This window comes from Sphingomicrobium marinum (assembly GCF_026157105.1).
Lineage (GTDB): Bacteria > Pseudomonadota > Alphaproteobacteria > Sphingomonadales > Sphingomonadaceae > Sphingomicrobium > Sphingomicrobium marinum.
Genome location: NZ_JANPVQ010000001.1, coordinates 1,449,654 through 1,475,129 on the forward strand (window position 1 = coordinate 1,449,654; position 25,476 = coordinate 1,475,129).

The window sequence follows — 25,476 nt, forward strand, 5'->3', positions numbered from 1 at the left end:
ATGCCCCTACTCCTTGTTCTTGACGATCGTCGCGGTGCCTTCGCCGCCGAGGACATCGGCCATGTTGCCTTGCTCGCGGATGTTGAAGACGACGATCGGGATATTGTTGTCACGGCACAGCGCCACGGCGGCGGCATCCATGACTTTCAGATTGTTCGACAGCACGTCGCCGAAAGTGACGCTGTCATAACGCGTGGCGTCGGGATCGGTTTTGGGATCGGCGCTGTAGACGCCGTCGACACTGGTACCCTTGAATAGCGCGTTGCACCCCATTTCAGCAGCACGTAGCGCGGCTGCCGTGTCGGTGGTGAAATAGGGATTGCCCGTACCCGCGGCGAAGATGACGATGCGCCCCTTCTCCATATGCCGCACGGCGCGGCGGCGAATGTAAGGTTCGCACACGCTCGCCATCGGGATCGCCGACTGGACCCGTGTGTCGACGCCAATCTTCTCGAGCGCGTTTTGCAGCGCGAGCGCATTCATCACGGTGGCGAGCATGCCCATGTAATCGGCGCTCGCGCGGTCGAAGCCCTTGGCCGCGCCGGCGATGCCGCGAAAGATGTTGCCGCCCCCGACGACGATGCAAAGTTCATGCCCCGCATTCTTTGCGTCGGCGATTTCCTGCGCCATGCGGCCGACCATGTCGGGATCGATGCCGAATTCGCCCTTGCCCATCAGCACTTCGCCAGAGAGCTTCAGAAGGATGCGATCGAAATGGGGGCGCGTCATGAAATCTCCGTGTCGGACTGGGAAAGCTGTTTAGGGCCGCCCTGCCCTACTGCCAAGGGCGGATGGCCAAGTAATCTCACAAAAAAGGGACGCATCCCGATGCCGGAACACGCCCCCTTTTTTGTTTCGCGAAGGAAAAGCCTTACTGGCCAGCGGCTGCGGCCACCTCGGCAGCAAAGTCGCTTTCTTCCTTCTCGATGCCTTCACCGAGCTGGAAGCGCTCGTAGGCGGTCAGCTTGATTTCAGCGCCCGCATCCTTGCCGGCGGCCGCAATCACGTCGGCGACCGGCGTCTTGCCGTCGATCACGAACAGCTGCGAGAGAAGTGCGTTTTCCTTCTTGAACTTGGCGATGCCGCCTTCAACCATCTTCTCGGCGATGTTTTCGGGCTTGCCGCTTTCGATCGCCTTTGCCTTGGCGATCTCACGCTCGCGCGCGATCAGCTCGGGGTCGAGGCCATCGGCGTCGAGCGCCTGCGGGTTGGCAGCAGCGATGTGCATCGCGATCTGCTTGCCCAGCGCTTCGAGCGCCGCGCTGTCGGCACTGCTTTCAAGCGCGACCAGCACCCCGATCTTGCCCATGTTGGTGGCGACGGCATTATGCACGTAGCTGACGATGACGCCTTCGTTCACCGCAACGGTGACGGTGCGGCGCAGCGACTGATTCTCGCCGATCGTCGCAATGTTGTCGGTAAGCACCTCTTCGACCGAACCGCCCGAGGCCATCTGCATGCCCTTGAGCTTTTCGATGTCGCCATCGGCCTGGAGCGCCAGTTCAGCGACCTGGCCGACAAATTCCTGGAACTTCTCGTTCTTGGCGACGAAGTCGGTTTCCGAGTTGACCTCGACGACCGCACCCTTGGTGCCGTCGACCGCAACACCGACAAGACCTTCGGCCGCGGTACGGCCCGACTTCTTGGCGGCAGCAGCGAGACCCTTGGTACGCAGCCAGTCGACCGCGGCTTCAATGTCACCGTCGGTTTCGGCGAGCGCCTTCTTGCAGTCCATCATGCCCGCGCCCGAACGGTCGCGCAGTTCTTTCACCTGAGCGGCAGAGATTGCCATGTCGCTATTCCTTTCATCGCCCCGCCTTCATCGTGCGAGGTCTTCTGGGGAGTTTTTACGGGAAAGGGCCGACGCCAATCATGGCGCCGACCGTTACCCTATAAATGGTGTCGTCCATACCGGACGACAAGACCGTCCGTTTTAGGCGGTCGCTGCTTCGGCCGGCGGATTTTCCATCGCGCCAATGTCTTCGCCCGAAGCAGCCGCCTGATCGCCGCGGCCGATCTTCACGGCATTGGCGATAGCGTCGCTGTAAAGGCGGATGGCGCGGCTGGCGTCGTCATTGCCGGGTACCGGGAAGGCGATGCCGTTGGGATCCGAGTTCGAATCGAGCACCGCGATGACCGGAATACCAAGCACGTTGGCTTCCTTGACGGCCAGTTCTTCCTTGTTGGTGTCGATGACGAACATGACATCGGGCAGGCCGCCCATGTCGCGAATGCCGCCAAGGCTCTTCTCGAGCTTGTCGCGCTCACGCGTCAGCTGGAGTACTTCCTTTTTGGTCAGGCCGGCAGTGTCGCCCGACAGCTGCTCTTCGAGCGTCTTCAGGCGCTTGATCGAGTTCGAGATCGTCTTCCAGTTGGTCAGCATGCCGCCGAGCCAGCGGTGGTTGACGTAATACTGGCCGCAGCTGGCCGCTGCTTCAGCGACGGCTTCCGACGCCTGGCGCTTGGTGCCGACGAACAGGACCTTGCCGCCGCGTGCCGTGGTCTGCTGCACGAAATCGAGCGCACGCGCGAAAAGCGGCACGGTCTGCGACAGGTCGATGATGTGGACGCCGTTGCGTGCGCCGAAGATGTACGGCTTCATGCGCGGGTTCCAACGGTGGGTCTGGTGGCCGAAATGCGATCCGGCTTCTAGCAATTGCTGCATCGTGACGACATTGGTCGCCATAGTCTTTCTCCTTCCGGTTCAACCTCGACAGTGCCTGTAACCTCCCTTGCGGAAAGCACCGGTATGGTGGCTCTGTCTGCGAGATGGGCGCGCGTCTAACGCGTAAGAGCGCCCGTTACAAGCCCATAATCACCCGCAAAATCTCGCGCCCGCTCAGGCGCTTACCTCCATTTTGGAGAAGGCGCTTGACAAGATGAGAACAAAAGTGGAACTAAGGCACGAGAACAAAGACAGAACGACAACGACAAACTCTTGGAGACACCGATGATCGCCAGCCTGCTGTTCGCCGCCATATCCCTCGGCCTGACTGTCCTTTTTGCTCATATCTGGCGCCATGACGGAGCCAAGATCCGGGCTGCGCTCCAAGGTCGGTCGTTAAAGGCTGCGGGTCAACATGCCCCCGTTGCGGTGACGGTGCGCTGGCTGCCGCGGGCGGGTGCATCCCCCGCCCCGCTCGCGGCCAATCTCAACCCGCGGAAAGGCGATCTGCGCGCCGCCGCTTGACCCGGCCGTAACTAGCAATGCTGAATGGCAGCAGCGCGAGGTAAAGCGCACTGATCGCAAGCAGCGTCAGCCACGGGGCGGTGATCAGCGCGCCAACCAGGAGCCCGACCCCCGCCAGCGCCGGAATGCGCCATGATCGGCGCAAGCGCAGCGAAGTCCAGCTGAACGTCGGGATCGAACTGATCATCAGCAGCGCGACGAACAGCACCCAGGGCATCACGACGAACCAATCGCGAAAGATATCCTGCTCGGTCAGGAGCCACAGATACATTGGCACGAAAGCCAGCCCTGCGCCGGTCGGGGCAGGAACGCCTGTATTGAACCCCGCCGACTTGTGCGGCTGGTCATCGGCGTCGATGCGCGCATTAAAGCGCGCCAGCCTGAGCGCACAGGTGACCGCCAGCGCGAGGCTCGCGATCCACCCGAACTTGGGCGCATATTGCAGCGACCAGAGAAACAGGATCAGCGCCGGTGCAACGCCGAACGCGATATTGTCCGACAGGCTATCGAGCTCGGCGCCGAAACGGCTGGCGGCGCGCAGCAATCGCGCAATCCGGCCATCGAGACCGTCGAGAACGCCGGCGCCGATGATGCAGTAGAGTGTCACTTCCCAATTGCCGTCGACCGCAAAGCGGATGCCCGTCAGGCCGAGACATAGCGCCGCGGCGGTAATCGCATTTGGCGCCACGGCCCGAAACGGTAGCCCGCGTCCCGGTTTAATGTCGACGGCGGCGGGATCGCTCACGCGCTACGCCCCGGAAGCGCCTTGTCCAGGCCCAATTCCGCGATCACTGTCTCACCCGCGATCGTGCGCTGGCCAAGCAACACGCGGCTGCCCGTCCCCATCGGAAGGTAAACGTCGACGCGGCTTCCGAACCTGATAAGGCCGACGCGTTCGCCCGCTTCCACGATGTCGCCTTCCTTGCGATCGGTCAGGATGCGGCGCGCGATTAGGCCTGCGATCTGGGTAAAGCCGACCTTCACGCCGTCCTCGCGCTCGACGAGAAAATGCTGGCGTTCGTTATCCTCGCTCGCCTTGTCGAGATCGGCGTTGAGGAACGCCCCCGGAATATAGGCGATCTTGCGGATCGTACCGGCGATCGGCGAGCGATTGATGTGCACATCGAACACGCTCATGAAAATTGAAACGCGCGTATATTCGGGATCGGTCAGGCCGCCCTCTTCTGCCAGTTCGGGCGGCGGCGGCACCTTGGTGATCATCGTGACCAATCCGTCAGCGGGCGCAATCACGACCTTGGGGCCAAGCGGTGTCGTGCGCATCGGATCGCGGAAGAAGGCCGCGACCCAGATGGTGATGCCGACAAACAGCCACCCGAACAGATCGGGCAGCAGCCAGAACAGGAGCAGCGTGATCGCCGCCGAGATGATGACGAATTTGCGACCTTCGGGGTGGACCGAGGGGAAGCGCCACTTGACGGCGGTCAGATGGCTATCGGGGTCTTTGAGTTCGGACATTAGCGCTCCTTAGGGCGCGAAAAGCGTAGAAACAATCACCTGTTCAATGATCGAGTCCCCGAGCGGTTGCGAAAAACCCCGCGCAGCCTTAAGCGACACGCCAACATTCACTTTCGAACCAGCAGGAATCATCATGGAAAAGATCAAGGTCAAAAATCCCGTCGTCGAATTGAACGGAGATGAAATGACCCGCATCATCTGGGACTGGATCAAGGACCGGCTGATTGCTCCCTATCTCGATATCGATCTCATCAGCTACGATCTCTCGATCGAAAGCCGCGACGAGACGGACGACCAGATCACCATCGATGCCGCCGAAGCGATCAAGAAGCATGGCGTCGGCGTCAAATGCGCCACCATCACCCCCGATGAACAGCGCGTCGAAGAATTCGACCTCAAGAAAATGTGGCGCTCGCCCAACGGCACGATCCGCAACATTCTTGGCGGCGTGGTCTTCCGCGAGCCGATCGTCATCGACAACGTCCCGCGCCTCGTGCCGGGCTGGACCGATCCCATCGTGGTTGGTCGTCACGCCTTTGGCGACCAGTATCGCGCCACCGATTTCCTCGTCCCGGGCCCCGGCACGCTGACGATGAAGTTCGTCGGCGAAGACGGCGAAGTCATCGAAAAGGAAGTCCACAACTTCCCCGAAAGCGGCGTCGCCATGGGGATGTACAACCATGACGACAGCATCCGCGATTTCGCCCGCGCCTGCATGAACTACGGCCTCGACCGCAAATGGCCGGTCTACCTGTCGACCAAGAATACAATCCTCAAGGCCTATGACGGCCGCTTCAAGGACCTGTTCCAGGAAGTATTCGACAGCGAATTCAAGGAGAAGTTCGAAGAAGCAGGCATCGAATATCAGCACCGCCTGATCGATGACATGGTCGCGTCGGCATTGAAGTGGAACGGCAAGTTCATCTGGGCCTGCAAGAATTATGACGGCGATGTGCAATCGGACACCGTCGCGCAGGGCTTTGGCTCGCTCGGCCTCATGACCAGCGTCCTGATGACGCCCGATGGCAAGACGGTCGAAGCCGAAGCCGCGCACGGCACCGTCACGCGCCACTATCGCCAGCACCAGGCGGGCAAGGCGACCTCGACCAACCCGATCGCCTCGATCTTCGCGTGGACCCGCGGGCTCATGTATCGCGGCAAGTTCGACGACACGCCCGATGTCATCCGTTTTGCCGAAACGCTTGAAGACGTCATCATCAAGACCGTCGAAAGTGGCCAGATGACCAAGGATCTCGCGATCCTCATCGGCCCCGACCAAGCGTGGATGACGACCGAGCAATTCTTCGAAGCGATCGTTCAGAACTTCGAAAAGCGTATGGCCAACTGGTCGTAGTAGAACAGTCGAGGCGGGCCGATGGTTAGCCAAAAATCGAAAGCCCGCCTCGATGTCCGACAGGCTAGGCGCTCGGACATTTCCGGGATCGTTGCACTTACGACCCGCGTCTACGAAGATTTCGTCCCCTATTCGCGCGGCGAAATCCAGGGCCAGCTCAACAATTATCCCGAAGGCTGCTTCGTCGCCGTCCTCGACGACGACATCGTCGGCTATGCCGCCTCGATGCGCATCGGCGGCGCCATCGCGCTCGAACAGCATACGTGGCGCGAAATTACCGGTGGTGGCTATGGCAGCCGCCACGATCCCACCGGCGACTGGCTTTACGGCTACGAACTGTGCGTCTCGCCCGACGTGCGCGGGACCCGCATCGGTCGCCGTCTCTATGAGGCACGCCGCAAGTTAGCAGAAGAGCTCGAACTGACCGGCATTTCCTTTGGCGGACGCATGCCGCGCTACCGCCGTTCGCGCCGTCGTGTTTCGGGTCCGCAGGACTATCTCGACAAGGTCATCGCGGGCGAGATCCACGATCCCGTCATCCGTTTCCAGCTGGCCAACGGGTTCGAACCGCAAGGCGTGCTCAAGGCCTATCTGCGCGAAGACGAAGCGTCGATGGGGCACGCCGTCCACATGGTCTGGCGCAACCCCTATGTCGACCGCGAAAGCCCCAAGAAATTCCGCTTGCCGCGGGGTGTCGAGAGCGTGCGCATCGCCACCTGCCAACTCCAGGCGCGCAGCGTCGAGAACTTCGAAGAATTTATCGACAATGTCCGCTATTTCGTTGATGTTGCTTCGGATTATGAAAGCGACTTCATCCTTTTTCCCGAGCTGTTCACGCTCATGCTTCTGTCCTACGAACAGGAAGAATTGAGCCCGCAAAAAGCGATTGAACGGCTATCAGAGTATACGCCGCAGATCCGCGACGCCTTCACCGAGATGGCGATGAAGTACAACATCAACATCATCGGCGGATCGCACCCCACGCGCACCGACGACGGCGATATCCAGAATGTCGCATTCGTCTGCCTGCGCGATGGCGCGGTGCACGAACAGGAGAAGATCCACCCCACCCCCAACGAGCGCTACTGGTGGAACATCAAGGGCGGCGACGGGATCGACGCCATTCCCACCGATTGCGGCCCGATTGGCGTGCTCATTTGCTACGACAGCGAGTTTCCCGAACTCGCCCGCCGCCTGGTCGATGAAGGCGCGCGCATCATTTTCACCCCGTTCTGCACCGACAGCCGCCAGGGATATCTTCGGGTGCGCTATTGCTGCCAGGCGCGCGCCATCGAAAACCAGTGCTTCGTGGTGATGAGCGGCAATGTGGGCAACCTGCCCAACGTCCACAACATGGACATCCAATATGCACAAAGCTGCATCCTGACGCCGTGCGATTTCCCCTTCGCGCGCGACGGCATTGCTGCCGAAGCCACCGAAAATGTGGAGACGCTCACCATCAGTGACGTCAATCTCGCCGATCTCAGCTGGGCGCGCGCCGAAGGCACGGTCCGCAACCTCGCCGACCGCCGCTTCGACCTTTACGACATCAAGTGGGATCCGAAGGGCGCGCACGGCAAAACCGCGCCCCGCAAGGATCCGCTGGGTACCTCGGCCCCGGGCGGCGGTTGATTTGGTGAAAATCAGGCGGTGACACCGCCCCTCGCCCACGGCAAAAGGGAGCCATGGCGGGCGAACTCTCTTTGGAAGGCATGGGCGATGCGCTGGTGATTCTCGGCGCGGCCGGGATCGTCATCCCCGCCTTCGCACGCCTCAAGATCAACCCCGTCATCGGCTTCATCCTCGTTGGCATCATCGCCGGCCCCTACGGCCTCGGCGCGATGTCGAGCGAAGTGCACTGGCTGCAGCACTTTACCATCGATGATCCCGAAGCGATCCAGCCATACGCGGACTTCGGGGTCATCCTGCTGCTGTTCGCCATCGGGCTAGAGCTCAGCTTCAAGCGCCTGTGGACTATGCGGAGAATTGTCTTCGGCATCGGCGCCGCCGAAATGCTGGTCACCGCCAGCATTTTTGGCGCGGTGCTGCTGTTCGTCATCGGCTGGGAGCTAAAAAGCGCGGCTGCGCTTGGCCTCGCCCTGGCAATGAGTTCGACCGCGCTCGTCCTGCCGATCTCCGGCACCAAAAGCCCCGTTGGCCGCGCCGCGCTTGCCATGCTGCTGTTCGAAGACGTGGCGCTGGTCCCCATGCTTTTCGTGTTCGGCACTGTCGGCGGCGCCGACGTGGACGGGCTCGCCGAGGTTGCAATCAATGGCGCGATCGTGGTGGGCGCGATCCTTCTGGTGGGCAAATTCCTGCTGTCACCGCTATTCGCGCAAGCCGCGCGCACCAAGAGCCCCGAGGGCTTCTTCGCGATCAGCCTGTTGACCGTGATCCTCGCGGCGGCTGCGACATCCTTTGTGGGCCTGTCTCCGATCCTGGGAGCGCTGGTAGCCGGCATGCTGATCGCCGAGACCGATTATCACGCCGAAGTCGAAATCGTCATCGCGCCCCTCAAGGGGCTTGGGCTTGGCGTCTTCCTGATCACCATCGGCATGCTTATCGACCTCGGCAGCCTGGCCGAGCAATGGCACTTGTTGATCGGCGGTCTTGTCGCCGTTCTCATCGTCAAGGCGATCGTCACCGGGATCCTCCTACGCATCGCGGGCGCGCGCCGCGGCGTATCGGCTGAGACCGGCATCCTGATGGCCAGCCCTTCCGAAACCACGCTGATCGTGCTGGGCGCGGCCGGCACGGCAGGTGTCCTGGCAACCGACACGGTGGCCTTCTGGAGCGCGGTCACTGCGCTTGGCCTGTCGATCACCCCTTTCCTCGCCAGCCTCGGCCGCATCGCCGGCCACCGCGTCGAAAAGGAAGCCGCCGCGCAGGAGCTGGAACAGGATCCGGCGGCCGGCCGCGTCGTTATTTTCGGCTTCGGCCGGGTGGGTCAGATGGTCGCCAACATGCTGCAGGAGCACAAGAAGCCCTATCTTGGCGTGGACAGCAATATCGATGGGGTCGCGCGCCTGCGCGAAGCCGGTTCAAATGTCCTCTATGGCGACGTCGCACGCGGCGAACTGATCGAGAAGTTGGGCCTGTCGAAAGCAGCCGCGCTTGTGCTCACCATGGACGATCCGGTCCTGACTGCCCGCATTTCGCAGCGCGTGCGCGAACTCCATCCCGATCTGCCGATCATTGCGCGAGCGCGCGACAGCGAGCACGCGGCAAAGCTTTACAAGGCCGGCGTTACCGATGCCGTGCCCGAAGCGCTCGAAGCTTCGCTGCAGCTATCGGAAGCCGTGCTGGTCGACATTGGTGTGGCCATGGGGCCGGTCATCGCCTCGATCCATCAAAAACGCAGCGATCTGCGCGATGCGATCATGAGCGAAAGCGACCTGCCGCAGCAGCCCAGCCTTGGGCGGCGCCGACCAAGCTCGAGCTAGCGCGTCGGGTAGTTTGGCGCTTCGCGCGTAATCGCCACGTCATGGACGTGGCTTTCGCTAAGGCCCGCATTGGTGATGCGAACGAATTGCGCGCGCTTCTGCAAGTCCTTGACCGTGGCCGATCCGGTATAGCCCATGGCAGCGCGCACCCCGCCCACAAGCTGGTGGATGATGTCGCGCACCGGCCCCTTGTAGGGCACCTGGCCTTCGATACCCTCAGGCACCAGCTTCATGTGGTCCTTGATATCCTGCTGGAAATAGCGGTCCGCGCTGCCGCGGCTCATCGCTCCCACGCTGCCCATGCCGCGATAGGCCTTATAGGCACGGCCCTGATAAAGGAACGTCTCGCCCGGCGCTTCTTCGGTCCCCGCGAGCAGCGAGCCGATCATGGCGCTCGAAGCACCCGCGGCCAGCGCCTTGGCGATGTCGCCCGAGGTGCGGATGCCGCCATCGGCGATGACCGGGATGTCGTGCTTGTGCGCGGCTTCGGCCGACTGCATCACGGCGGTAAGTTGGGGCACACCAACGCCCGCGACGATACGCGTGGTGCAGATCGAGCCCGGCCCGATGCCGACCTTGATGCCATCCGCACCCGCGTCGATCAGTGCTTCGGTTGCCGCGGCGGTTGCGACGTTGCCCGCGATGACCTGCACGTCGGCAGCCTTCTTCAATCGGGCGACGGCTTGCGACACGCCGTCATTATGGCCGTGCGCGGTATCGATCACGACGCAATCGACCCCCGCATCGATTAAGGCTTCGGCGCGGGCAAACCCCTTGTCGCCCACCGTCGACGCTGCGGCGACGCGCAGGCGACCGCCTTCGTCCTTGGTCGCAAAGGGGCTGGCGACCGACTTTTCGATATCCTTGACCGTGATGAGGCCGACGAGATGACCATCGACATCGGTCACGAGCAATTTTTCAATCCGGCGCTGGTGCAGGATCTTCCGCGCTTCCTCCTGGCTGGTGCCGAGCGGCACGGTGGCGAGATTTTCGCTCGTCATCAGTTCGGATACGGACTGCGACAGGTCGTCGGCGAAGCGAACGTCGCGGTTGGTCAGTATGCCGACCAGCTTGCCAGTGGCTTCGACGATCGGAATGCCCGAGATCTTGTTGGCCTTCATGATATCGAGCGCATCGGCGAGCTTTTCGCCCGGCTGCATCGTGATTGGCTCGACCACCATACCGCTTTCGAAGCGCTTGACCGCGCGGACTGCGGCGACCTGGTCCTTGATCGACAGGTTGCGATGAAGGACCCCGATCCCGCCTAGCTGCGCGATCGCGATCGCCATGTCGGCTTCGGTCACCGTGTCCATCGCGGACGACAGCAGTGGGATTTCGATTTCGATGTCGCGCGTCAACCGCGTACGGGTCGACGTCTGGCTCGGGAGCAGATCGCTCTTCAGCGGCTGGAGCAGCACATCGTCGAAGGTCAAACCGAGGGGGATATCTTGGGCCATCCCGCCCCTTATTATGACGGAGCCGATTCGCCAACCCCCGCACGGGCCAAAAGTCGCCGCGCCGACGCCAGGTGCATGGCTTCCACCATTTCGCCTTCGAAGCTCACCGCCCCGCTCGTTTCTTCACACGCTGCGACAAGACGTCGCGCGCGCTCGATTTCCGCGTCGCTGGGCCGAAAGGCGCGCTGGCAGGCGGCGATATGCTTCGGATGGATAAGGGTTTTCCCATCGAAGCCGAGCAGGTGGCTTTCGGCCGCTTCGGCAACGAAGCCCTCGTCGTCCTCGAGGTTATTGAACACCCCGTCATAGGCTGCGATGCCGCGTGCCCGCGCCGCTACCAAGACCTGCTGGATGGCAAAACGCATTTCCTGTCGTCCGGCGGCCTCGGGCAGGCGCAGGTCGTTCTTGAGATCGTTGGTGCCGACAATCAGGCCCGCAGCCTGCTCGGCGATAGCGTCGGCGCGCATCACGCCGCGCGCGGTCTCGATCATGGCTAGGACGGGTTGTCCGGTACGTCCCGATATGGCCGAGACTTCGTCCGGATCGCTGACCAGCGGCAATACGATGAAATCGGCGCCCGAGCGCGTCACCGCCTGCACATCGCCTGCGTGCCACTGGGTCCCGGTGCCATTAACGCGAATGGCGACGGGCTTGTCCCAGGTTTTCGCGACAGCCGCCACCGCAGCTTCGCGCGCGGCCTCCTTGTCGGCTTCGGCGACCGCGTCCTCAAGGTCCAGAATCACCAGATCGGCAGCGCTCTCCCGCGCCTTGGCGATCGCCCGTTCGCGCGATGCCGGCAGGAAGAGTACCGCCGGGCGGTTGAACAACTCGGCGGCGCTGGCGAATTTTCTTTGCTTCATGCTCATGAGGCTGCATCATGTCCTTAGCTGCAATTGGGGAGTCAATCATGGAATTAGTGCTGGCCGTCCTGGTCTTCTTCGTCGTTCTCTATGTCGCATCGTCGATCAAGATCGTGCGCCAGGGCTATCGCTACACGATCGAACATTTCGGGCGGTTCACCCGAACGGCCGAGCCCGGCTTTCACTTTGTTCCGCCTATCGTCCAGCGCGTTGGTCATAAAATCAACATGATGGAGCAGGTTGTTGATATCCCGGGTCAAGAAATCATCACCCGTGACAACGCCATGGTGTCGGTCGACGGCGTGGTCTTTTTCCAGGTGCTCGAAGCGAGCAAGGCCGCCTACGAAGTCTCCGACCTCTACAGTTCGCTCATGGCGCTTTCGACCACCAACCTTCGCACCGTGATGGGGTCGATGGATCTCGACGAGACGCTGTCCAAGCGCGACGAGATCAACGCTCGCCTCCTCTCGGTGGTCGACCAGGCAACCGAAGCGTGGGGCGTCAAGATTACCCGCGTCGAGATCAAGGATATTCGCCCGCCCTCCGATATCGTCAACGCAATGACGCGGCAGATGAAGGCCGAGCGCGAAAAACGCGCCGCCATTCTCGAGGCCGAAGGTGACCGCCAAAGCGAAATTCTGCGTGCCGAGGGCGAAAAGCAGGGGCAGATCCTTGAGGCCGAAGGCGAACGCGAAGCCGCCTTCGCCGAAGCAGAAGCCCGCATCCGCCTTGCCGAGGCAGAGGCCAAGGCGACCGAACTCGTATCCAACGCGATCGCCCAGGGCGATGCACAGGCGATCAACTACTTCGTCGCCCAGAAATATGTCGAAGCGATCAGCAAATTTGCCAGCTCCCCCAACGCCAAGACCATCCTGTTCCCGGTCGAAGCCACGCAGCTCATTGGCTCGCTCGGCGGGATCGGCGAGATCGCCAAGGAGGCGCTTGGCGACCACGTGGTCAAGGCCAGCGCGGTCGGTAGCGAACCCACGCCGCGCCGCGTTCCACGAGTGCGCGGAGACAAGGAATAATGGGCGGCCTCGACTCGCTTCCACCGGGCGGATGGTGGCTGGTCGGCGGCCTGCTGCTATTGGCGCTCGAACTCATGGCGCCGGGCGTGTTCCTCGTCTTTCTTGGTGCCGCCGCCATCGCCACCGGCGCTTTTACGCTGATCTTCGATCTCGGCATGCCGGCACAGCTCGGTCTGTTCGCGATCTACAGCGTGGTATCTGTGCTCGTCGGAAAGCGCATCTATGCCCGTCCGGTCGTCAGCGAGGATGACGGCACGCTCAACGAGCGTTCGCGCCAACTGATCGGTCGCAAAGTCACGGTCACGCGCGCCATCGTCGACGGTGATGGGCGCGTGAAGCTTGGCGATGGGGAGTGGACAGCAAGCGGCGATTTCAATGCCAGCGAAGGCGAACGACTGATCGTTACAGGCGTGCGCGGCAATCGCCTGATTGTCGAACGGCCCGACGCCCTGCCGCCGCGCTGAAGCGAGCGGCAGTGCGGCTGACTGTGCCACCAATCGACAGGTTCGTGCGTTGAACTCCTGAACCCGTGCGCCCGGAGAGCTGAAATATTCCTCCGCCGCGCCACAACAGGAGAAAGCACTATGGGCATATTCAGCAAGATCAAGGACGCGATTTTCGGTCGTAAAGCGGAAGCGCAAGACGCACCGAAAGCCAATCCCACACCCATCACGCGCGACAAGGACGGCGATGTCACGCTCGCTCCGCAGATAGTCGACATCGAGAATGTTCTCGAAATGCGCTCGAAGGGTGTCGAGCAAGAACTCAACTGGCGCACCTCGATCGTCGACCTGATGAAGCTGGTCAACCTCGATCCCAGCTACGAAAATCGCAAGGAACTCGCCCAGGAAATGGGCCGCACCGACTATTCCGGCACGGCGGAAGACAATATTTGGCTCCACAAGCGAGTGATGCAGGAACTCGCCGAAAACGGTGGCCGGGTGCCCAAGGAACTGATGTAGCTCACGGCAGCGGTTTGAGGTCCGGCGCAATGAAGCTGCGCCGCGCCTCGACCGAGAAGAGCCGGTCCTTCGAATAGAATTGCAAGGGCCAGTCGCGCCGGCCGACGGGCGACATGAGAAGGGCGTTCACGCAGGTCGTGAGCGCCTCTTCTTTTGGTCGCTTTGCCAGAAACGCACGCACGCCTGCGAGATAGGCCATGGTGACCGTATCGTGGTAGCCCTGCGTGTCGTCGTTGATGCCCCCGACGCTTTCGTTGAAGCGCCGGATCAGGCCCGGCATTTCCTCATCGAGATCGACGTCCGGTCGCCGCAAAAGCAGGTAGGCCGTCGCCCCCAGGTGCGCTTCGTGCGTCCATTCCGGCCGCGTCAGGCTGCACGCGAGCAATCCCTCGCCCAGATGGACGATGTCCTCGTCGCGCTCGAATAGTCTTACGGGGTAGGTGGTCATCGACCGGGTCCTCTCCTAAGCCCCGGCCGATGACCGACCGGTTACGCGTTTGCGGGTTGGCCTACGGGGCCGGCTTCGCGCACCCCCTGGTCCACGTGATCCGCAAAAATCGCGAAATTCTCATTGAACAGGTCGACCAGCTTGGCCGCCGTGGCGTCGTAGGCATCCTTGTCGTCCCACGTCTCGCGCGGTTCGAGAATGCTGTCATCGACGTCGGGGACCGATACCGGAACTTCGAAGCCAAAGTTCGGATCCTTGCGGAATTCGACATCGTTGAGACTGCCGTCGAGCGCGGCGTTGAGCAGCGCGCGGGTCGCCCTGATCGGCATGCGGTGGCCAACGCCATACTTGCCGCCGGTCCAACCCGTGTTGACCAGCCATACGGTCACGCCGCCCTTGGCGATACGCTCCTTGAGCAGATTGCCGTAGACCGTCGGATGGCGCGGCATGAAGGGCGCGCCGAAACAGGTCGAGAAAGTGGCTTCGGGCTCGGTCACGCCGATCTCGGTACCCGCGACCTTGGCGGTGTAACCGGACAGGAAATGATACATCGCCTGGTCGGGCGTCAGCCGCGCAATCGGCGGCAGCACGCCAAAGGCATCGGCGGTCAGCATGATGATCGTCTTGGGCACGGGGCCCAGATTATCCTCAGAGGTGTTCGGAATATAATCGATCGGATAGGCGCCGCGGCTGTTTTCGGCGAGTGACGCATCGTCGAAGTCGAGCTCGCGCGTTACCGGGTCCATCACGACGTTTTCTAGGATGGTGCCGAACTTGCGGGTGGTCCCGTAGATCTCAGGCTCGGCTTCTTCCGACAGGCGGATCATCTTGGCGTAGCAACCGCCTTCGAAGTTGAAGACTGCGCTGTCCGACCAGCCATGCTCGTCATCGCCGATGAGCGTGCGATTGGGATCGGCCGAAAGCGTCGTCTTGCCGGTGCCCGACAGTCCGAAGAAGATCGCGGTGTCGCCATCCTTTCCGATATTGGCCGAACAGTGCATCGGCATAATGCCCTTTTCCGGAAGCAGGAAATTGAGGAGACCGAAGACCGACTTCTTCATCTCGCCGCCATATTCGGTACCGCCGATCAGGATCAGCTTTTCCTTGAGCGAAACAGCGATCACGGTTTCGCTGCGCGTGCCATGACGCTCGCGATCGGCGCGGAAGCTGGGCAGGTCGATGATCGTATATTCGGGCATGAAGCCCGCGAGATCCGCGGCGTCGGGACGCACCAGCATCGTGCGGATGAACAGGTTATGCCACGCATATTCGTTGACCACGCGAACCTTGACGCGATGTTCGGGCTGCGATCCGCCATAAAGATCGGCGACGAACAGCGTGTCCTTGTCCTTCAGCGCGTCCATGAAATCGGCGCGCAGATTGGCGAAATGCTCTTCGGACATGGGAACGTTGGTCTTGCCCCACCATACGGTGTTCTCGCTCACGCTGTCCTTGACGGTGAACTTGTCTTTAGCGCTGCGACCGGTGTGCTTGCCGGTCTTGACGACGATCGGGCCGTGCTTGGCCAGCTGGCCCTCGCCGCGCTGGATGGCGGTTTCCACCAACGGCGCGCGTTCAAGATTCCAGTGGATGTCGGCAGAAGTGGAGATGCCCTGCTGGTCCAGACCATAGGCAGGCGTCCGCTCGGTCACGCAAAATTCCTTTCGATTGTCCGTACTCCGACGGCCCATTGGCAAAGGCAGGCGGAGCATACGTATGCATGAGCGGGCTATAGCGAGGCCCCACACCCTCGTCAAAAGCATGTCGCATTCTTGCTAAACAAACTGCCGTGCGGCTACACCGTTTGGGCCTGAACCAAGAGGAAAAGCGTTGAGCGACACGATCGCGTTGGTCGATGACGACCGCAATATCCTGACCTCCGTGTCGATCGCCTTGCAAGCCGAAGGGTTCGTCACCCGCGTCTACAGCGACGGTGATTCGGCCTTGAAAGCGCTGCGGGACAATGCGCCCGACCTTGCGGTCTTCGATATCAAGATGCCGGGCATGGATGGCCTCCAGTTGCTCGAAAAAGTCCGCGAGGCCGGCGGCGCGCTCGGCACGTTGCCCGTCATTTTCCTTACCTCGAAGGATGAGGAGACCGACGAAGCGCTGGGGCTGGCGATGGGCGCCGACGATTATATCACCAAGCCCTTTTCGCAGCGCCTCCTGATCGCGCGCATCAAGGCGATCCTGCGCCGACAGAAGCTCGCCGCCGAACGCAGCAATGGCGATGAGGAGGAAGAACGCGTGCCCCTGCTGGAGCGCGGTCGGCTGTCGATGGATCCCGCGCGTCACCGCATCAAATGGGATGACAAAAACGTCACCCTGACAGTCACAGAATTCATGATCCTCGAAGCCCTCGCGCAGCGTCCCGGCGTCGTGAAGTCGCGCAACCAGCTGCTCGATGTTGCCTACAAGGATGATGTTTACGTCGATGATCGTACGATCGACAGTCATATCAAGCGCATCCGCAAGAAGTTTCGCGCCGTCGATGGCGACTTCGACATGATCGAGACGCTGTACGGCGTCGGCTACCGCTTCGGCGAAGAATGAACCCGCGCCGGACAGACGAGGACGTGGGCAAGCTGCGATGGTCGCGGCGCTTCACCCTTGTCCACCGTATCCTGGCGCTCAACCTGTTCACGCTCCTCACGCTCGCGCTGACCGTGATCTGGCTCGACACTTATCGAAATCAGCTGCGCGACGAACGCGTCGGCCAACTGGCCAACAAGGCGCAATCGGCGGCCGAGGCAAGCGTTCGCGTTCCCGAAGAAGAGCGCGAGTCGCTGCTGGCCGCGATTGGCGCCGCCAACGGGACCCGGCTAAGACTGTACGGGCCAGACGGCGAGAAACTGGCGGATAGCTGGAACGTGGTGGGGCCGACGTACCGGCTGCGCGATCCTGCCGAACAACCCTGGACGCTCGACGCCGCACGCATCATCGACCGCGCCTTCAATGCTGTCGTTGGGGCCGATCCGATCGAGCGCTTCGCCGAGCCTGAAGAGGACGTGGCGGCATCGTGGCCCGAAATCGCGGCATCGCGCGAAAGCGGAATCGCGACTTACGAACGCGAGGCGCCCGAACGCACCCCAGTCTTCTCGGCGGCGGCGCGGACCAACGATGACACTGTTGTCCTGGCGACGATCAACGATCGTGACTACACCGACATCGTTCGCCGTGAGCGCGCCAGCCTGGCGTTGGCCTTGCTCGCGGCAACGATCCTTTCGGTCCTGCTCAGCCTCTTCCTCGCCCGCACCATTGCCCGGCCCCTGCGGCATATCGCGGTCGCAGCGCACCGCGTCCGGCTAGGCCGCGCACGCGAGGTCAAGGTGCCGCGTCTGCCTTCGCGCCGCGACGAAATCGGCCAGCTGGCAAGATCGATCAGCGACATGAGCCAGTCGCTCTCGGCGCGGATCGACCAGATGGACGCCTTTGCCGCCGACGTGGCGCACGAACTCAAGAACCCCCTCGCCTCGCTGCGAAGCGCTGTCGACGGTCTCGACAATATCGAGGATCCGGCCTTGCGTAAGCAGTTGCTCGACGTTGTGCGGCAGGATGTCGTGCGGCTCGATCGACTGGTCGGCGACATCGCCGAGGCGGCGCGCACCGATGCCGACATGGCGCGTGCGCAGTTCGAGAAAGTCGATTTGGGCATGATCGCCTGCCAGATGGTGGCAAGCTGGCAGGAGCGGCGCGGACTTGGCGACATCACACTGACCTGCAACCGTCCCGAGGCGGGCTCGCTGATGGTGGCCGGCGACGAGAGTCGTCTTGCCCGCGTGATCGACAACCTCATCGACAACGCGCTTTCCTTTGCGCCGCCCAAAAGTGAGGTCAGCGTGGAAGTGAAACGCATCGGCAACGAAATCCGGGTTGCGGTTGCCGACGAGGGGCCCGGGGTCCCGGACGACGAGCGCGAGGCGATTTTCAAGCGTTTTCATTCACGCCGTCCCGAAACGGAAGACTTCGGACGTCACTCCGGGCTTGGGCTTGCTATCGCTGCCGCCATCGTGAAAGCCCATGAAGGTCGGATCGGGATCATGGATCGCACCGACGGAAAGCCGGGCGCCATTTTCGCATTGCGCCTGCCCGCCTGGGGGAGCGAATGACGCGACTGTCCACCGAACTGATGCACGCGACATGCGTAGGACGCGGTGGACGCGCTTTGCTGCTTTCGGGTCCGTCAGGCTCGGGCAAGTCCGACCTGGCACTGCGACTGATCGACAGCGATTTCGAGCTTGTCAGCGATGACCAGGTCCTCCTTTCGGTTAAGGACGAACAGTTGATCGCGGCACCGCCGCCGTCGATTGCGGGAAAGATGGAGGTCCGCGGCCTCGGCATCATCGAACTCGCGCACCGCCCCGATATGCCCGTCGCCTTGTTCGTCGACTTGTCGGAAAAGCCGCTGCGTATGCCCGACGAGGACGATCGCATGACCATCCTCGGTATATCGCTGCCGCGCATCGCGCTGGTGGCCAGCGACGCTTCGGCGGCGGCCAAAACCAGGATCGCGCTCGATAAAATCGGGCTCCAGTTTTAGCGCTATGGCGACGCCCCGCTTCCTCCTCGTCACCGGAATGTCGGGCGCCGGCAAAAGCTCGGTTCTCGATGCGCTCGAGGATTGGGGATGGGACGTGGTCGACAACCTGCCGCTGGGGCTGCTGAAGCGCTACGTGTCGGGTACCGATTTTCGCGGCGACGATATCAGCCCGATGGCAGTTGGCATGGATGTCCGCTCGCGCGGGTTCAATCCGGACAAGCTGGTCGGCAAGATCGCGAGCCTTGCGGGGGTGACGCCGGAAATCCTTTACCTGGACTGTGCCGGCACCGAACTCATTCGTCGCTATGACGAGACGCGGCGGCGGCATCCCATGGCGCAGGATCGTCCTGCCGAAGACGGCATTGCGCTTGAACGCACGTTGACCGCGCCGCTCAGGCAGGCGGCCGACCAGATTATCGACACGACCGACATGAAACCCGCAGAGCTGCGTGACGAGCTGAAACGCCGCTACGCCAGCGCCAATACCGATCCCGTCGTCACCATCGGCAGCTTCGGTTTTGCGCGCGGCGCTTCGCGCACGGCGGACCTGATGTTTGACATGCGCTTCATTGATAACCCGCATTGGGTCGAGGAACTCCGACCGTTAACCGGACTCGACGCGCCGGTTCAGGCGCATGTCAGCAAAGATCCGGCATGGTCACAAACCCTTGACCGAATAGAGGAGTTGGTCTTGGACCTCATTCCGCGCTATGGCGCCGCCGGAAAACATTACCTAACGGTGGCATTCGGCTGTACCGGCGGACGCCACCGTTCGGTTGCAGCCGCCGCGGAAATGGCTGAAAGGCTGCAAAAATCGGGACTGACGGTCAATGTCCGCCATCGCGATTTGAAATCGGCGCCGAGTGATAGCATCGAGTCGATGCCCGGCGCAGGAATGGATGGATTGACGGATAATATCTTATGATCGGATTGGTTTTGGTCACCCACGGTCAGCTTGCGACCGAGTTCATCACCGCGATGGAACATGTGGTTGGCCCGCAAGATGCAATCGAAGGTGTTTGCATCGGCCCCGATGACGACATGGAAGCCCGCCGTGCCGATATCGCGACCGCGATCAAGGCTGTCGACAAAGGCGAAGGCGTCATCATCCTCACCGACCTGTTCGGGGGCACCCCGTCCAATCTCGCCATCAGCCTTATGGAAGGCGACGACATCGAAGTCATTGCCGGGATAAACCTTCCCATGCTCATCCGTCTTGAGGGTGCACGAAAATCGATGGGCGTCCACGAGGCCGTCGCGGCCGCGCGCGAAGCCGGTCGCAAATATATCTCGGTGGCTTCTGAAGTATTGGGCGAGGCTGCAGCTTGAGCGCGCACAAAGCAAAGACTGTCAAAGTTACCAATCGTCGCGGGCTTCACGCCCGGGCGAGCGCCAAGCTCGTCAATCTCGTGCACGAGATCGGCGAGGACTATACGATCGAGGTCGAGAAGGATGGTAATCGTGTCCCCGGCACGTCGATCATGGGCATTATGATGCTGGGCGCTGCCAAGGGCGATAAGGTGACGCTGCACGTGACGGGCGACGAGCCCGTCCCGCAATTGCGGCAGCTCTTGCGACTGTTCGAGGACAGGTTCGGGGAGGACTGAGCCACTGCGGCCATCCGGGGGATGGTCGAATGGCGAAGCGATCACTAAGACGCCGTCATGCCCCGCGAAGTCACCTCTTTTTCCAACGATACCGTCAAGCGCATCCGGGCGCTGCGCGACAAGAAGGCGCGCCGTGCGGAAGGGTTGTTTCTCGCGGAGGGGCTTCGCATCATCGCGGAAGCGCGCGATGAAGGCCGCCTCCCCGAACTGATCGCTTTTGCGCCCAAAGGTGCCGAGCACCCGCTCGCGGCCGAAATCATCGCAGCAACCGAAGCGACCGGCGGCGATGCCATTCTCACGACGCCCGACATCCTCACCAAGATGACGGGCAAAGATAATCCGCAGGGTCTTGTCGCCGCCTACAAGCAGCCGGACACCAACCTCGCCGCGATCGACCGGAATAAGGCCGATATCTGGTTCGTCGGCGAGCGCATCCGCGATCCCGGCAATATCGGCACCATGCTGCGCACCGCCGATGCGGTCGGCGCGGGCGGCTTGATCCTGGTCGACGATAGCGCCGACCCCTTCAGCGTGGAGGCGGTGCGCGCGTCGATGGGCGCCCTCTTCACGAGCCAGATCGCGCTGGGCAGTTGGAAAGAATTCCTGCCCTGGCTACGCAGCGGCCCCGGCCAACTGGTGGGGACCAGCCTGCAGACCGATCATGACTATCTCGACGCGCCCTATGCCGCGCCCTGTTTCCTGCTGGTCGGCAATGAGAGCCAAGGTTTGCCCGAGGCCTATGAGGCCGAATGCGACCTGCTCGTGAAAATACCGATGACGGGGCGGGCGGATAGCCTCAATGCAGCAGTGGCCACGGCGGTCACGGCTTTCCAGATCCGCGCGAGCTGGCGGAACCGCTAAACGCCGACAATCGTTTCGGCGGCATGAAGAAACTTGCCCTCCTCGCGCCGCTCGCGCTCACCGCCTGCATGACCAATGCGTATGATGAAGACCCCTATGACGGGCCCGACAGCGTCATGGACGGCGCGTATCGCGCTATCGGCAACGAACCTTTCTGGTCGCTCGACATCTCCGATGGTCGAATGAGCTTCCGCAATGCCGACGGCTATGCCGCTTCGGAGAGCAACTTTGCCTTCACGCCCGATCCGCGCCTTGGAGACGTGTACCAAGGCCAACGCATTCGCGCGACGGTCATCGATCGCAGGTGCAGCGACGGCATGAGCGATCGCACCTATCCCGATACGGTCACCGTCGAAATCGGGACGCAGGTATGGCGCGGCTGCGGTGCGCCCCTGCGCTTCTTCGAAACCACGGACGAGCGCGGCGAACAATGACGGCGGTCAAAACCTACTAGGCCGCGTCTTCGCCATCATTGGCGCCTTTTGGCGGCGGCGACAATTTGGTTAGTGGCCGCGGACTCGCTTCGACCACCCCCGGTTCCGCGATTTCCTTCGCGCTCCCCGACCCAAGCTCCTCGAACCGCCGCGCTTGCGTGAACACCTGGCTTTCCATGCTGCCCACCATCTTGTTGTAACTGTCATTGGCGCGCGACAAGTGGGTGCCCATCTTGAGGACATGATCGGCCATCGTGGCGATCCGGCTATGCAATTCCTTGCCAAGCGCTTCGATGTCCTTGGCATTCTCCTTGAGGCGTTCCTGGTTCCATACGCTGGCTACGGTTCGAGCGATGGCAACAAGGTTCGTGGGGGTCGCGAGCAGCACTTTCTTTTCGAACGCCCAATCCCAAAGGCCCGAGTCCTTTTCGAGAGCGGCCGTGAGAAAATGTTCGCCCGGAACGAACATCACCACATAATCGGCCGCGTCGTCGAATTGCGCCCAGTAGCTTTTCGACCCAAGTTGCTGGGCGTGGTTTTTCATCGAGGCGAGATGCTGTGACAGATAGCGATCGCGCGCGTCGTCATCGACCTCGTCGGTTGCGTCCAGATAGGCATTGAGCGAGCACTTGGCGTCGATCACCAGCTTGCGCCCGCCGGGAAGATTGACCACCGCGTCAGGCCGCAGTCGGCCATCTTCGCCATCGACCGACACCTCGGTAAGGTAATCGATATGTTCCGAAAGCCCTGCCTGCTGCAGCACGTTTTCGAGCGTCTTTTCACCCCATCGTCCCCGCGCCTTGGGCGATGAACGCAGCGCATTGACGAGATTGCGCGTTTCATCGCGCACCTGCCCCTGCCCTCTCTTGACCTCGTCGACGACGGCCTTGAGCCCCGAATAGGCGCTTACCCGGTCCTTCTCGACCGCGTCGATCTTGGCCTTCTGTTCGGCGAGCAATTTCTGGATCGGATCGACCAGCCCCTTGAGCTGCGCCTCCGATTTCTGGTCGGCCTCGCTGAACCGCGCACCGGCTTTCTCGAGAAAATCCTTTTGCGCCTTGTCGAGCAACCGGTCGGCCGCTTCGCGAAACTGGTTGAGCTGCGCGTCTTTCTGCTCGTGAAAATCCTTGAGCCTTTGGTCGAATGTCGCCTTTTCAGCCTTGAGCGCTGCGAGTTCGTCTTGCGCTGCATCGATGCGCGTGCGCGCCTCGTCCCGCTCTTCGCGCACGCTATCGAGCTGCATCCGCAAATTCTCGACCTGCGCCTCGCTTTTGCCCGATTGTAGCTTCGCGATGAGAAAGCCGATTACACCGCCGATTACGGCGCCGATGATCAATCCAACCAGTATATTCACGTCCATTCGCCTACCCTAAGGGCAGGCGAACGAAACGGGAACTATTTTTTGCGTTAGAAGCCGTAGCCGCCCGACGCGAAGTGCTGGTGATGCGGTAGCTGGTGATCGGGGTCTCCACCTTCGTCTTCGGCCGCGGCCTGCGCTTCTGCTGACTCGTCGATTGGCTCGCCGACTTCATCCAGGGCCGGCACTGTCGATGGATCGAAATTTGGCGCCGGTGCAGGTGCCGGGGCGGCGACAGGCTCGGGATCACTATGCACCTCAGGCGGGGTCGTCGCTGCGACCTCAGGCTTCGTTTCGGGCGCCGTCATAGCCGTGGTTGTCGTCTCGGGATGCGCCTGTGCCGTGCGTACGCCGTTGGCAGCGAAGAAATCGCGGCAGCGGGCGAGAAACTGCTCCTGCGCGCGGTCGAGCATCTTGTCGCCGACATCCTGGAACAGCACCGCAAGATCCTTGCGCATATTTTCGACGTCGCGCATGCGTTTTTCGAAATTGCGCTCGTCGGCTTCCATCGCCGCCTTATCGCGCAGCGCTGCATCGCGTTCTGCCGTGACCGCTTCGAGCATCTTCTTGAGTTCGTCGGCGCGCGCCGCCCGCTCGTTTGCGGCGGCCAGTTCGCGTTCCTTGTCGGACCCGCGGGCGCGCTGGAAATCAGCTTCGTCCTTGTAGCCCTGCACGCCTTTTTCGTGCGCCTTAGTCGCGGCGAAAAAGCCTGCACCCAAGCCCACCGTCAATACCGCTACCACCAGTACGATGGTCATCATCGGATCCATGTTTACGCTCCCCAATCTTGCGTATGGCAAAGGAGCCTACAGCCAAAAGATTGACAGGTTCTTGCCAAAGGGAACCGGCGCGGCCCCCAAGCGCTCACCTTCCAAAGAGGGAGAAATTTCATGTCCATTCGCAAGATGATCAGCCTGCACCCCGACGTCGACGGCCATCAGAACCAGCCTCTGGCCGATGCTGTCCATCACGCCATGTATTGCGCGAAAATGTGCATGAGCTGCGCCGATGCCTGCCTCGCCGAGGACATGGACATGACCCAGTGCATCCGCACCTGTTCGGATTGCAGCGACATTTGCGAAGCCACATCGCGCATCGGGGCACGCCGCTCGGGCGACAACGAAGCCGTGCTGAAAGACGTCCTCGAGCTATGCGCACGCATTTGCGATGCCTGCGCCAGCGAATGCGAGAAGCACGATCACGAACATTGCAAGCTGTGCGCGCAGATCTGCCGCGAGTGCGCTGAGGATTGCCGCAACGCGGCAGCGACGATTACACCTTAAGCCGCCTTGCGGCGCTGCTTGGCCAGCTTCTTGAGCACCATATCGCGCTTGAGCTTCGACAGGTGGTCGATGAAGAGCACGCCTTCGAGATGATCCATCTCGTGCTGCAGGCAGACCGCGAGTAGCCCGTCGATTTCCTTTTCGTGCTGCTCGCCATTTTCGTCGAGCCAGCGCGCCTTGATGCGATCGGGGCGCATGACGTCGGCATACTGGTCGGGGACCGACAGGCAGCCTTCGGTATAGGGCACCTCGTGATCGGACGTCTCGAGGATTTCGGGATTGATGAAGACCCTGGGGTCCTTGATGACCTTGCTTTCGGGATCGTCCGGATTTTCGGGCTCCTGAAGGTCGATTACGAGCAGGCGGATGGGCTCACCCACCTGCACCGCGGCAAGCCCGATGCCCGGCGCGGCGTACATCGTTTCGAACATGTCCTTGATAAGCTGGCGGTGCCAGTCCGTCACTTCTTCGACGGGCTTGCTGATTTGCCGCAGGACATCGTCCGGGGTCTCGTAGATCTTCAAAATGGCCATGCGCGCCATTTAGGCGCTCGGGCCCCGCGATTCAACCTACCGGGCGACGCGCCCTGAGCGCCTGCGCCAGCGTACCTTCATCGAGATAATCGAGCTCGCCCCCCACCGGCAATCCGTGAGCAAGCTGTGTCAGGCGCACTGGGAATTTCTCAAGCCTTTCCGAGAGATAATGCGCGGTCGTCTGCCCCTCGAGCGTGGCGTTCATTGCCAGCACCACCTCGTCGATGCCGCCCGCCTCCACGCGGTTCAGCAACGCCTCGATCGACAGATCTTCGGGCCTCACCCCGTCGAGCGCGCTCAATCGCCCGCCGAGCACGTGGAAACGCCCCGGGAACAGCCGCGATCTGTTCAGTGCCCACAGGTCGGAGACTTCCTCGACGACGCACAGCAGCCGATCGTCGCGCTTCGGGTCTTTGCACACGCCGCACGGATCGCTGGTATCGACATTGCCGCAGATCGAACAGGTCGACAGCTGCTCCGAAACCTCGGCGAGCGCGGTAAGCAGCGGCTCGAGCACCCCATCGCGCTTCTTGATGAGATGCAGCACCGCGCGCCGCGCCGAGCGCGGTCCAAGCCCAGGCAAACGGGATAGCGCCTGCGTCAGCGCCTCGAGTTCGGAAGAAGCCATGAAAAGCACATAGGA

Annotated in this window: 29 protein-coding genes; 16 read left to right on the forward strand and 13 right to left on the reverse strand. The window is 61.9% G+C overall.

Annotation, left to right across the window (positions count from 1 at the left end):
- Positions 1-6: 6 nt before the first annotated feature.
- The 3 genes from pyrH to rpsB form a co-directional block, all read right to left on the reverse strand.
- Entirely contained in the window at positions 7-729 is a 723-nt protein-coding gene (gene pyrH / locus NUX07_RS07275) for a UMP kinase (protein WP_265529911.1), read from the reverse strand.
- 142 nt (positions 730-871) lie between these two features.
- Complete coding sequence (tsf, locus tag NUX07_RS07280; RefSeq protein WP_265529912.1) at positions 872-1,792, reverse strand: translation elongation factor Ts; 921 nt, start codon at positions 1,790-1,792, stop codon at positions 872-874.
- 141 nt (positions 1,793-1,933) lie between these two features.
- Positions 1,934-2,686: a 30S ribosomal protein S2 gene (rpsB, locus tag NUX07_RS07285; RefSeq protein WP_265529913.1), complete on the reverse strand. Its 753-nt coding sequence runs from the start codon at positions 2,684-2,686 to the stop codon at positions 1,934-1,936.
- 264 nt (positions 2,687-2,950) lie between these two features.
- Between rpsB and NUX07_RS07290 the strand changes: the two genes are divergently transcribed.
- Positions 2,951-3,190, forward strand: coding sequence for a hypothetical protein (locus NUX07_RS07290; RefSeq protein WP_265529914.1), 240 nt, complete (start codon positions 2,951-2,953; stop codon positions 3,188-3,190).
- Here NUX07_RS07290 and NUX07_RS07295 read toward each other — a convergent pair.
- The gene (locus tag NUX07_RS07295; RefSeq protein WP_265529915.1) at positions 3,153-3,935 is read right to left on the reverse strand and encodes a CDP-alcohol phosphatidyltransferase family protein; all 783 of its coding nucleotides are present in this window, start codon (positions 3,933-3,935) and stop codon (positions 3,153-3,155) included. The genes NUX07_RS07290 and NUX07_RS07295 overlap by 38 nt on opposite strands.
- Positions 3,932-4,666 carry a phosphatidylserine decarboxylase gene (locus tag NUX07_RS07300; protein WP_265529916.1) on the reverse strand — a complete coding sequence of 245 codons (735 nt, stop codon included), beginning with the start codon at positions 4,664-4,666 and terminating at the stop codon, positions 3,932-3,934. Before NUX07_RS07300 ends, NUX07_RS07295 begins: the two co-directional genes overlap by 4 nt.
- Positions 4,667-4,799: 133 nt before the next feature.
- On the opposite strand from NUX07_RS07300, the gene NUX07_RS07305 reads away from it, so the two are divergent.
- Genes NUX07_RS07305 through NUX07_RS07315 form a run of 3 tightly spaced genes read left to right on the forward strand, consistent with a single transcriptional unit; the run spans position 4,800 to position 9,463 of the window.
- Complete coding sequence (locus NUX07_RS07305) at positions 4,800-6,020, forward strand: NADP-dependent isocitrate dehydrogenase (RefSeq protein ID WP_265529917.1); 1,221 nt, start codon at positions 4,800-4,802, stop codon at positions 6,018-6,020.
- 21 nt (positions 6,021-6,041) lie between these two features.
- On the forward strand, positions 6,042-7,652 hold the full coding sequence (locus NUX07_RS07310) for a bifunctional GNAT family N-acetyltransferase/carbon-nitrogen hydrolase family protein (protein WP_265529918.1): 1,611 nt from the start codon (positions 6,042-6,044) through the stop codon (positions 7,650-7,652).
- A 53-nt stretch (positions 7,653-7,705) separates the two neighbouring features.
- Positions 7,706-9,463 (forward strand): cation:proton antiporter domain-containing protein, encoded by a 1,758-nt coding sequence (locus tag NUX07_RS07315; RefSeq protein ID WP_265529919.1) that lies wholly within the window; start codon positions 7,706-7,708, stop codon positions 9,461-9,463.
- Here NUX07_RS07315 and guaB read toward each other — a convergent pair.
- Together guaB and NUX07_RS07325 are read right to left on the reverse strand one after the other, a co-directional pair.
- A complete protein-coding gene (gene guaB / locus NUX07_RS07320; RefSeq protein ID WP_265529920.1) occupies positions 9,460-10,920 on the reverse strand; it encodes an IMP dehydrogenase in 1,461 nt (486 codons plus the stop codon). The genes NUX07_RS07315 and guaB overlap by 4 nt on opposite strands.
- Positions 10,921-10,931: 11 nt before the next feature.
- Entirely contained in the window at positions 10,932-11,786 is an 855-nt protein-coding gene (locus tag NUX07_RS07325) for an HpcH/HpaI aldolase/citrate lyase family protein (RefSeq protein ID WP_265529921.1), read from the reverse strand.
- Positions 11,787-11,827: 41 nt separating this feature from the next.
- On the opposite strand from NUX07_RS07325, the gene NUX07_RS07330 reads away from it, so the two are divergent.
- The 3 genes from NUX07_RS07330 (at position 11,828) to NUX07_RS07340 (ending at position 13,770) form a co-directional block, all read left to right on the forward strand.
- Positions 11,828-12,808, forward strand: a complete 981-nt coding sequence (locus NUX07_RS07330) for an SPFH domain-containing protein (protein ID WP_265529922.1) — start codon at positions 11,828-11,830, stop codon at positions 12,806-12,808.
- Complete coding sequence (locus NUX07_RS07335) at positions 12,808-13,272, forward strand: NfeD family protein (protein WP_265529923.1); 465 nt, start codon at positions 12,808-12,810, stop codon at positions 13,270-13,272. Before NUX07_RS07330 ends, NUX07_RS07335 begins: the two co-directional genes overlap by 1 nt.
- A gap of 120 nt (positions 13,273-13,392) precedes the next feature.
- Positions 13,393-13,770: a DUF3597 domain-containing protein gene (locus NUX07_RS07340; RefSeq protein WP_265529924.1), complete on the forward strand. Its 378-nt coding sequence runs from the start codon at positions 13,393-13,395 to the stop codon at positions 13,768-13,770.
- 1 nt (position 13,771) lies between these two features.
- On the opposite strand, the gene NUX07_RS07345 is transcribed toward NUX07_RS07340, so the two are convergent.
- Both NUX07_RS07345 and NUX07_RS07350 read right to left on the reverse strand, forming a co-directional pair.
- Positions 13,772-14,218, reverse strand: coding sequence for a hypothetical protein (locus NUX07_RS07345; RefSeq protein WP_265529925.1), 447 nt, complete (start codon positions 14,216-14,218; stop codon positions 13,772-13,774).
- A gap of 41 nt (positions 14,219-14,259) precedes the next feature.
- A complete protein-coding gene (locus NUX07_RS07350; RefSeq protein WP_265529926.1) occupies positions 14,260-15,870 on the reverse strand; it encodes a phosphoenolpyruvate carboxykinase in 1,611 nt (536 codons plus the stop codon).
- A gap of 178 nt (positions 15,871-16,048) precedes the next feature.
- Here NUX07_RS07350 and NUX07_RS07355 point away from each other — a divergent pair, with 178 nt between their 5' ends.
- From NUX07_RS07355 to NUX07_RS07390, 8 genes are read left to right on the forward strand one after another with little or no spacing between them, the layout of a single operon-like run.
- On the forward strand, positions 16,049-16,771 hold the full coding sequence (locus NUX07_RS07355; protein ID WP_265529927.1) for a response regulator transcription factor: 723 nt from the start codon (positions 16,049-16,051) through the stop codon (positions 16,769-16,771).
- Positions 16,768-18,327: a sensor histidine kinase gene (locus NUX07_RS07360; protein WP_265529928.1), complete on the forward strand. Its 1,560-nt coding sequence runs from the start codon at positions 16,768-16,770 to the stop codon at positions 18,325-18,327. Before NUX07_RS07355 ends, NUX07_RS07360 begins: the two co-directional genes overlap by 4 nt.
- Positions 18,324-18,758: an HPr kinase/phosphorylase gene (locus NUX07_RS07365; protein ID WP_265529929.1), complete on the forward strand. Its 435-nt coding sequence runs from the start codon at positions 18,324-18,326 to the stop codon at positions 18,756-18,758. Before NUX07_RS07360 ends, NUX07_RS07365 begins: the two co-directional genes overlap by 4 nt.
- Before the next feature lie 4 nt (positions 18,759-18,762).
- On the forward strand, positions 18,763-19,683 hold the full coding sequence (rapZ, locus tag NUX07_RS07370) for an RNase adapter RapZ (RefSeq protein ID WP_265529930.1): 921 nt from the start codon (positions 18,763-18,765) through the stop codon (positions 19,681-19,683).
- On the forward strand, positions 19,680-20,087 hold the full coding sequence (locus NUX07_RS07375; RefSeq protein ID WP_265529931.1) for a PTS sugar transporter subunit IIA: 408 nt from the start codon (positions 19,680-19,682) through the stop codon (positions 20,085-20,087). Before rapZ ends, NUX07_RS07375 begins: the two co-directional genes overlap by 4 nt.
- On the forward strand, positions 20,084-20,365 hold the full coding sequence (locus tag NUX07_RS07380; protein WP_265529932.1) for an HPr family phosphocarrier protein: 282 nt from the start codon (positions 20,084-20,086) through the stop codon (positions 20,363-20,365). The genes NUX07_RS07375 and NUX07_RS07380 overlap by 4 nt, the downstream gene beginning before the upstream one ends.
- A 57-nt stretch (positions 20,366-20,422) precedes the next feature.
- A complete protein-coding gene (locus tag NUX07_RS07385) occupies positions 20,423-21,226 on the forward strand; it encodes a TrmH family RNA methyltransferase (RefSeq protein WP_265529933.1) in 804 nt (267 codons plus the stop codon).
- Between the two features lie 23 nt (positions 21,227-21,249).
- Positions 21,250-21,660 (forward strand): hypothetical protein, encoded by a 411-nt coding sequence (locus tag NUX07_RS07390; protein WP_265529934.1) that lies wholly within the window; start codon positions 21,250-21,252, stop codon positions 21,658-21,660.
- 16 nt (positions 21,661-21,676) lie between these two features.
- On the opposite strand, the gene rmuC is transcribed toward NUX07_RS07390, so the two are convergent.
- Together rmuC and NUX07_RS07400 are read right to left on the reverse strand one after the other, a co-directional pair.
- Positions 21,677-23,014, reverse strand: coding sequence for a DNA recombination protein RmuC (gene rmuC / locus NUX07_RS07395; protein ID WP_265529935.1), 1,338 nt, complete (start codon positions 23,012-23,014; stop codon positions 21,677-21,679).
- Positions 23,015-23,067: 53 nt separating this feature from the next.
- On the reverse strand, positions 23,068-23,787 hold the full coding sequence (locus NUX07_RS07400; protein ID WP_265529936.1) for a hypothetical protein: 720 nt from the start codon (positions 23,785-23,787) through the stop codon (positions 23,068-23,070).
- Between the two features lie 120 nt (positions 23,788-23,907).
- Here NUX07_RS07400 and NUX07_RS07405 point away from each other — a divergent pair, with 120 nt between their 5' ends.
- The gene (locus NUX07_RS07405; protein WP_265529937.1) at positions 23,908-24,300 is read left to right on the forward strand and encodes a four-helix bundle copper-binding protein; all 393 of its coding nucleotides are present in this window, start codon (positions 23,908-23,910) and stop codon (positions 24,298-24,300) included.
- Here NUX07_RS07405 and def read toward each other — a convergent pair.
- A complete protein-coding gene (gene def, locus NUX07_RS07410; protein ID WP_265529938.1) occupies positions 24,297-24,833 on the reverse strand; it encodes a peptide deformylase in 537 nt (178 codons plus the stop codon). The two genes, NUX07_RS07405 and def, sit on opposite strands and share 4 nt — an antisense overlap.
- A gap of 31 nt (positions 24,834-24,864) precedes the next feature.
- Entirely contained in the window at positions 24,865-25,461 is a 597-nt protein-coding gene (recR, locus tag NUX07_RS07415) for a recombination mediator RecR (RefSeq protein ID WP_265529939.1), read from the reverse strand.
- Positions 25,462-25,476 lie beyond the last annotated feature (15 nt).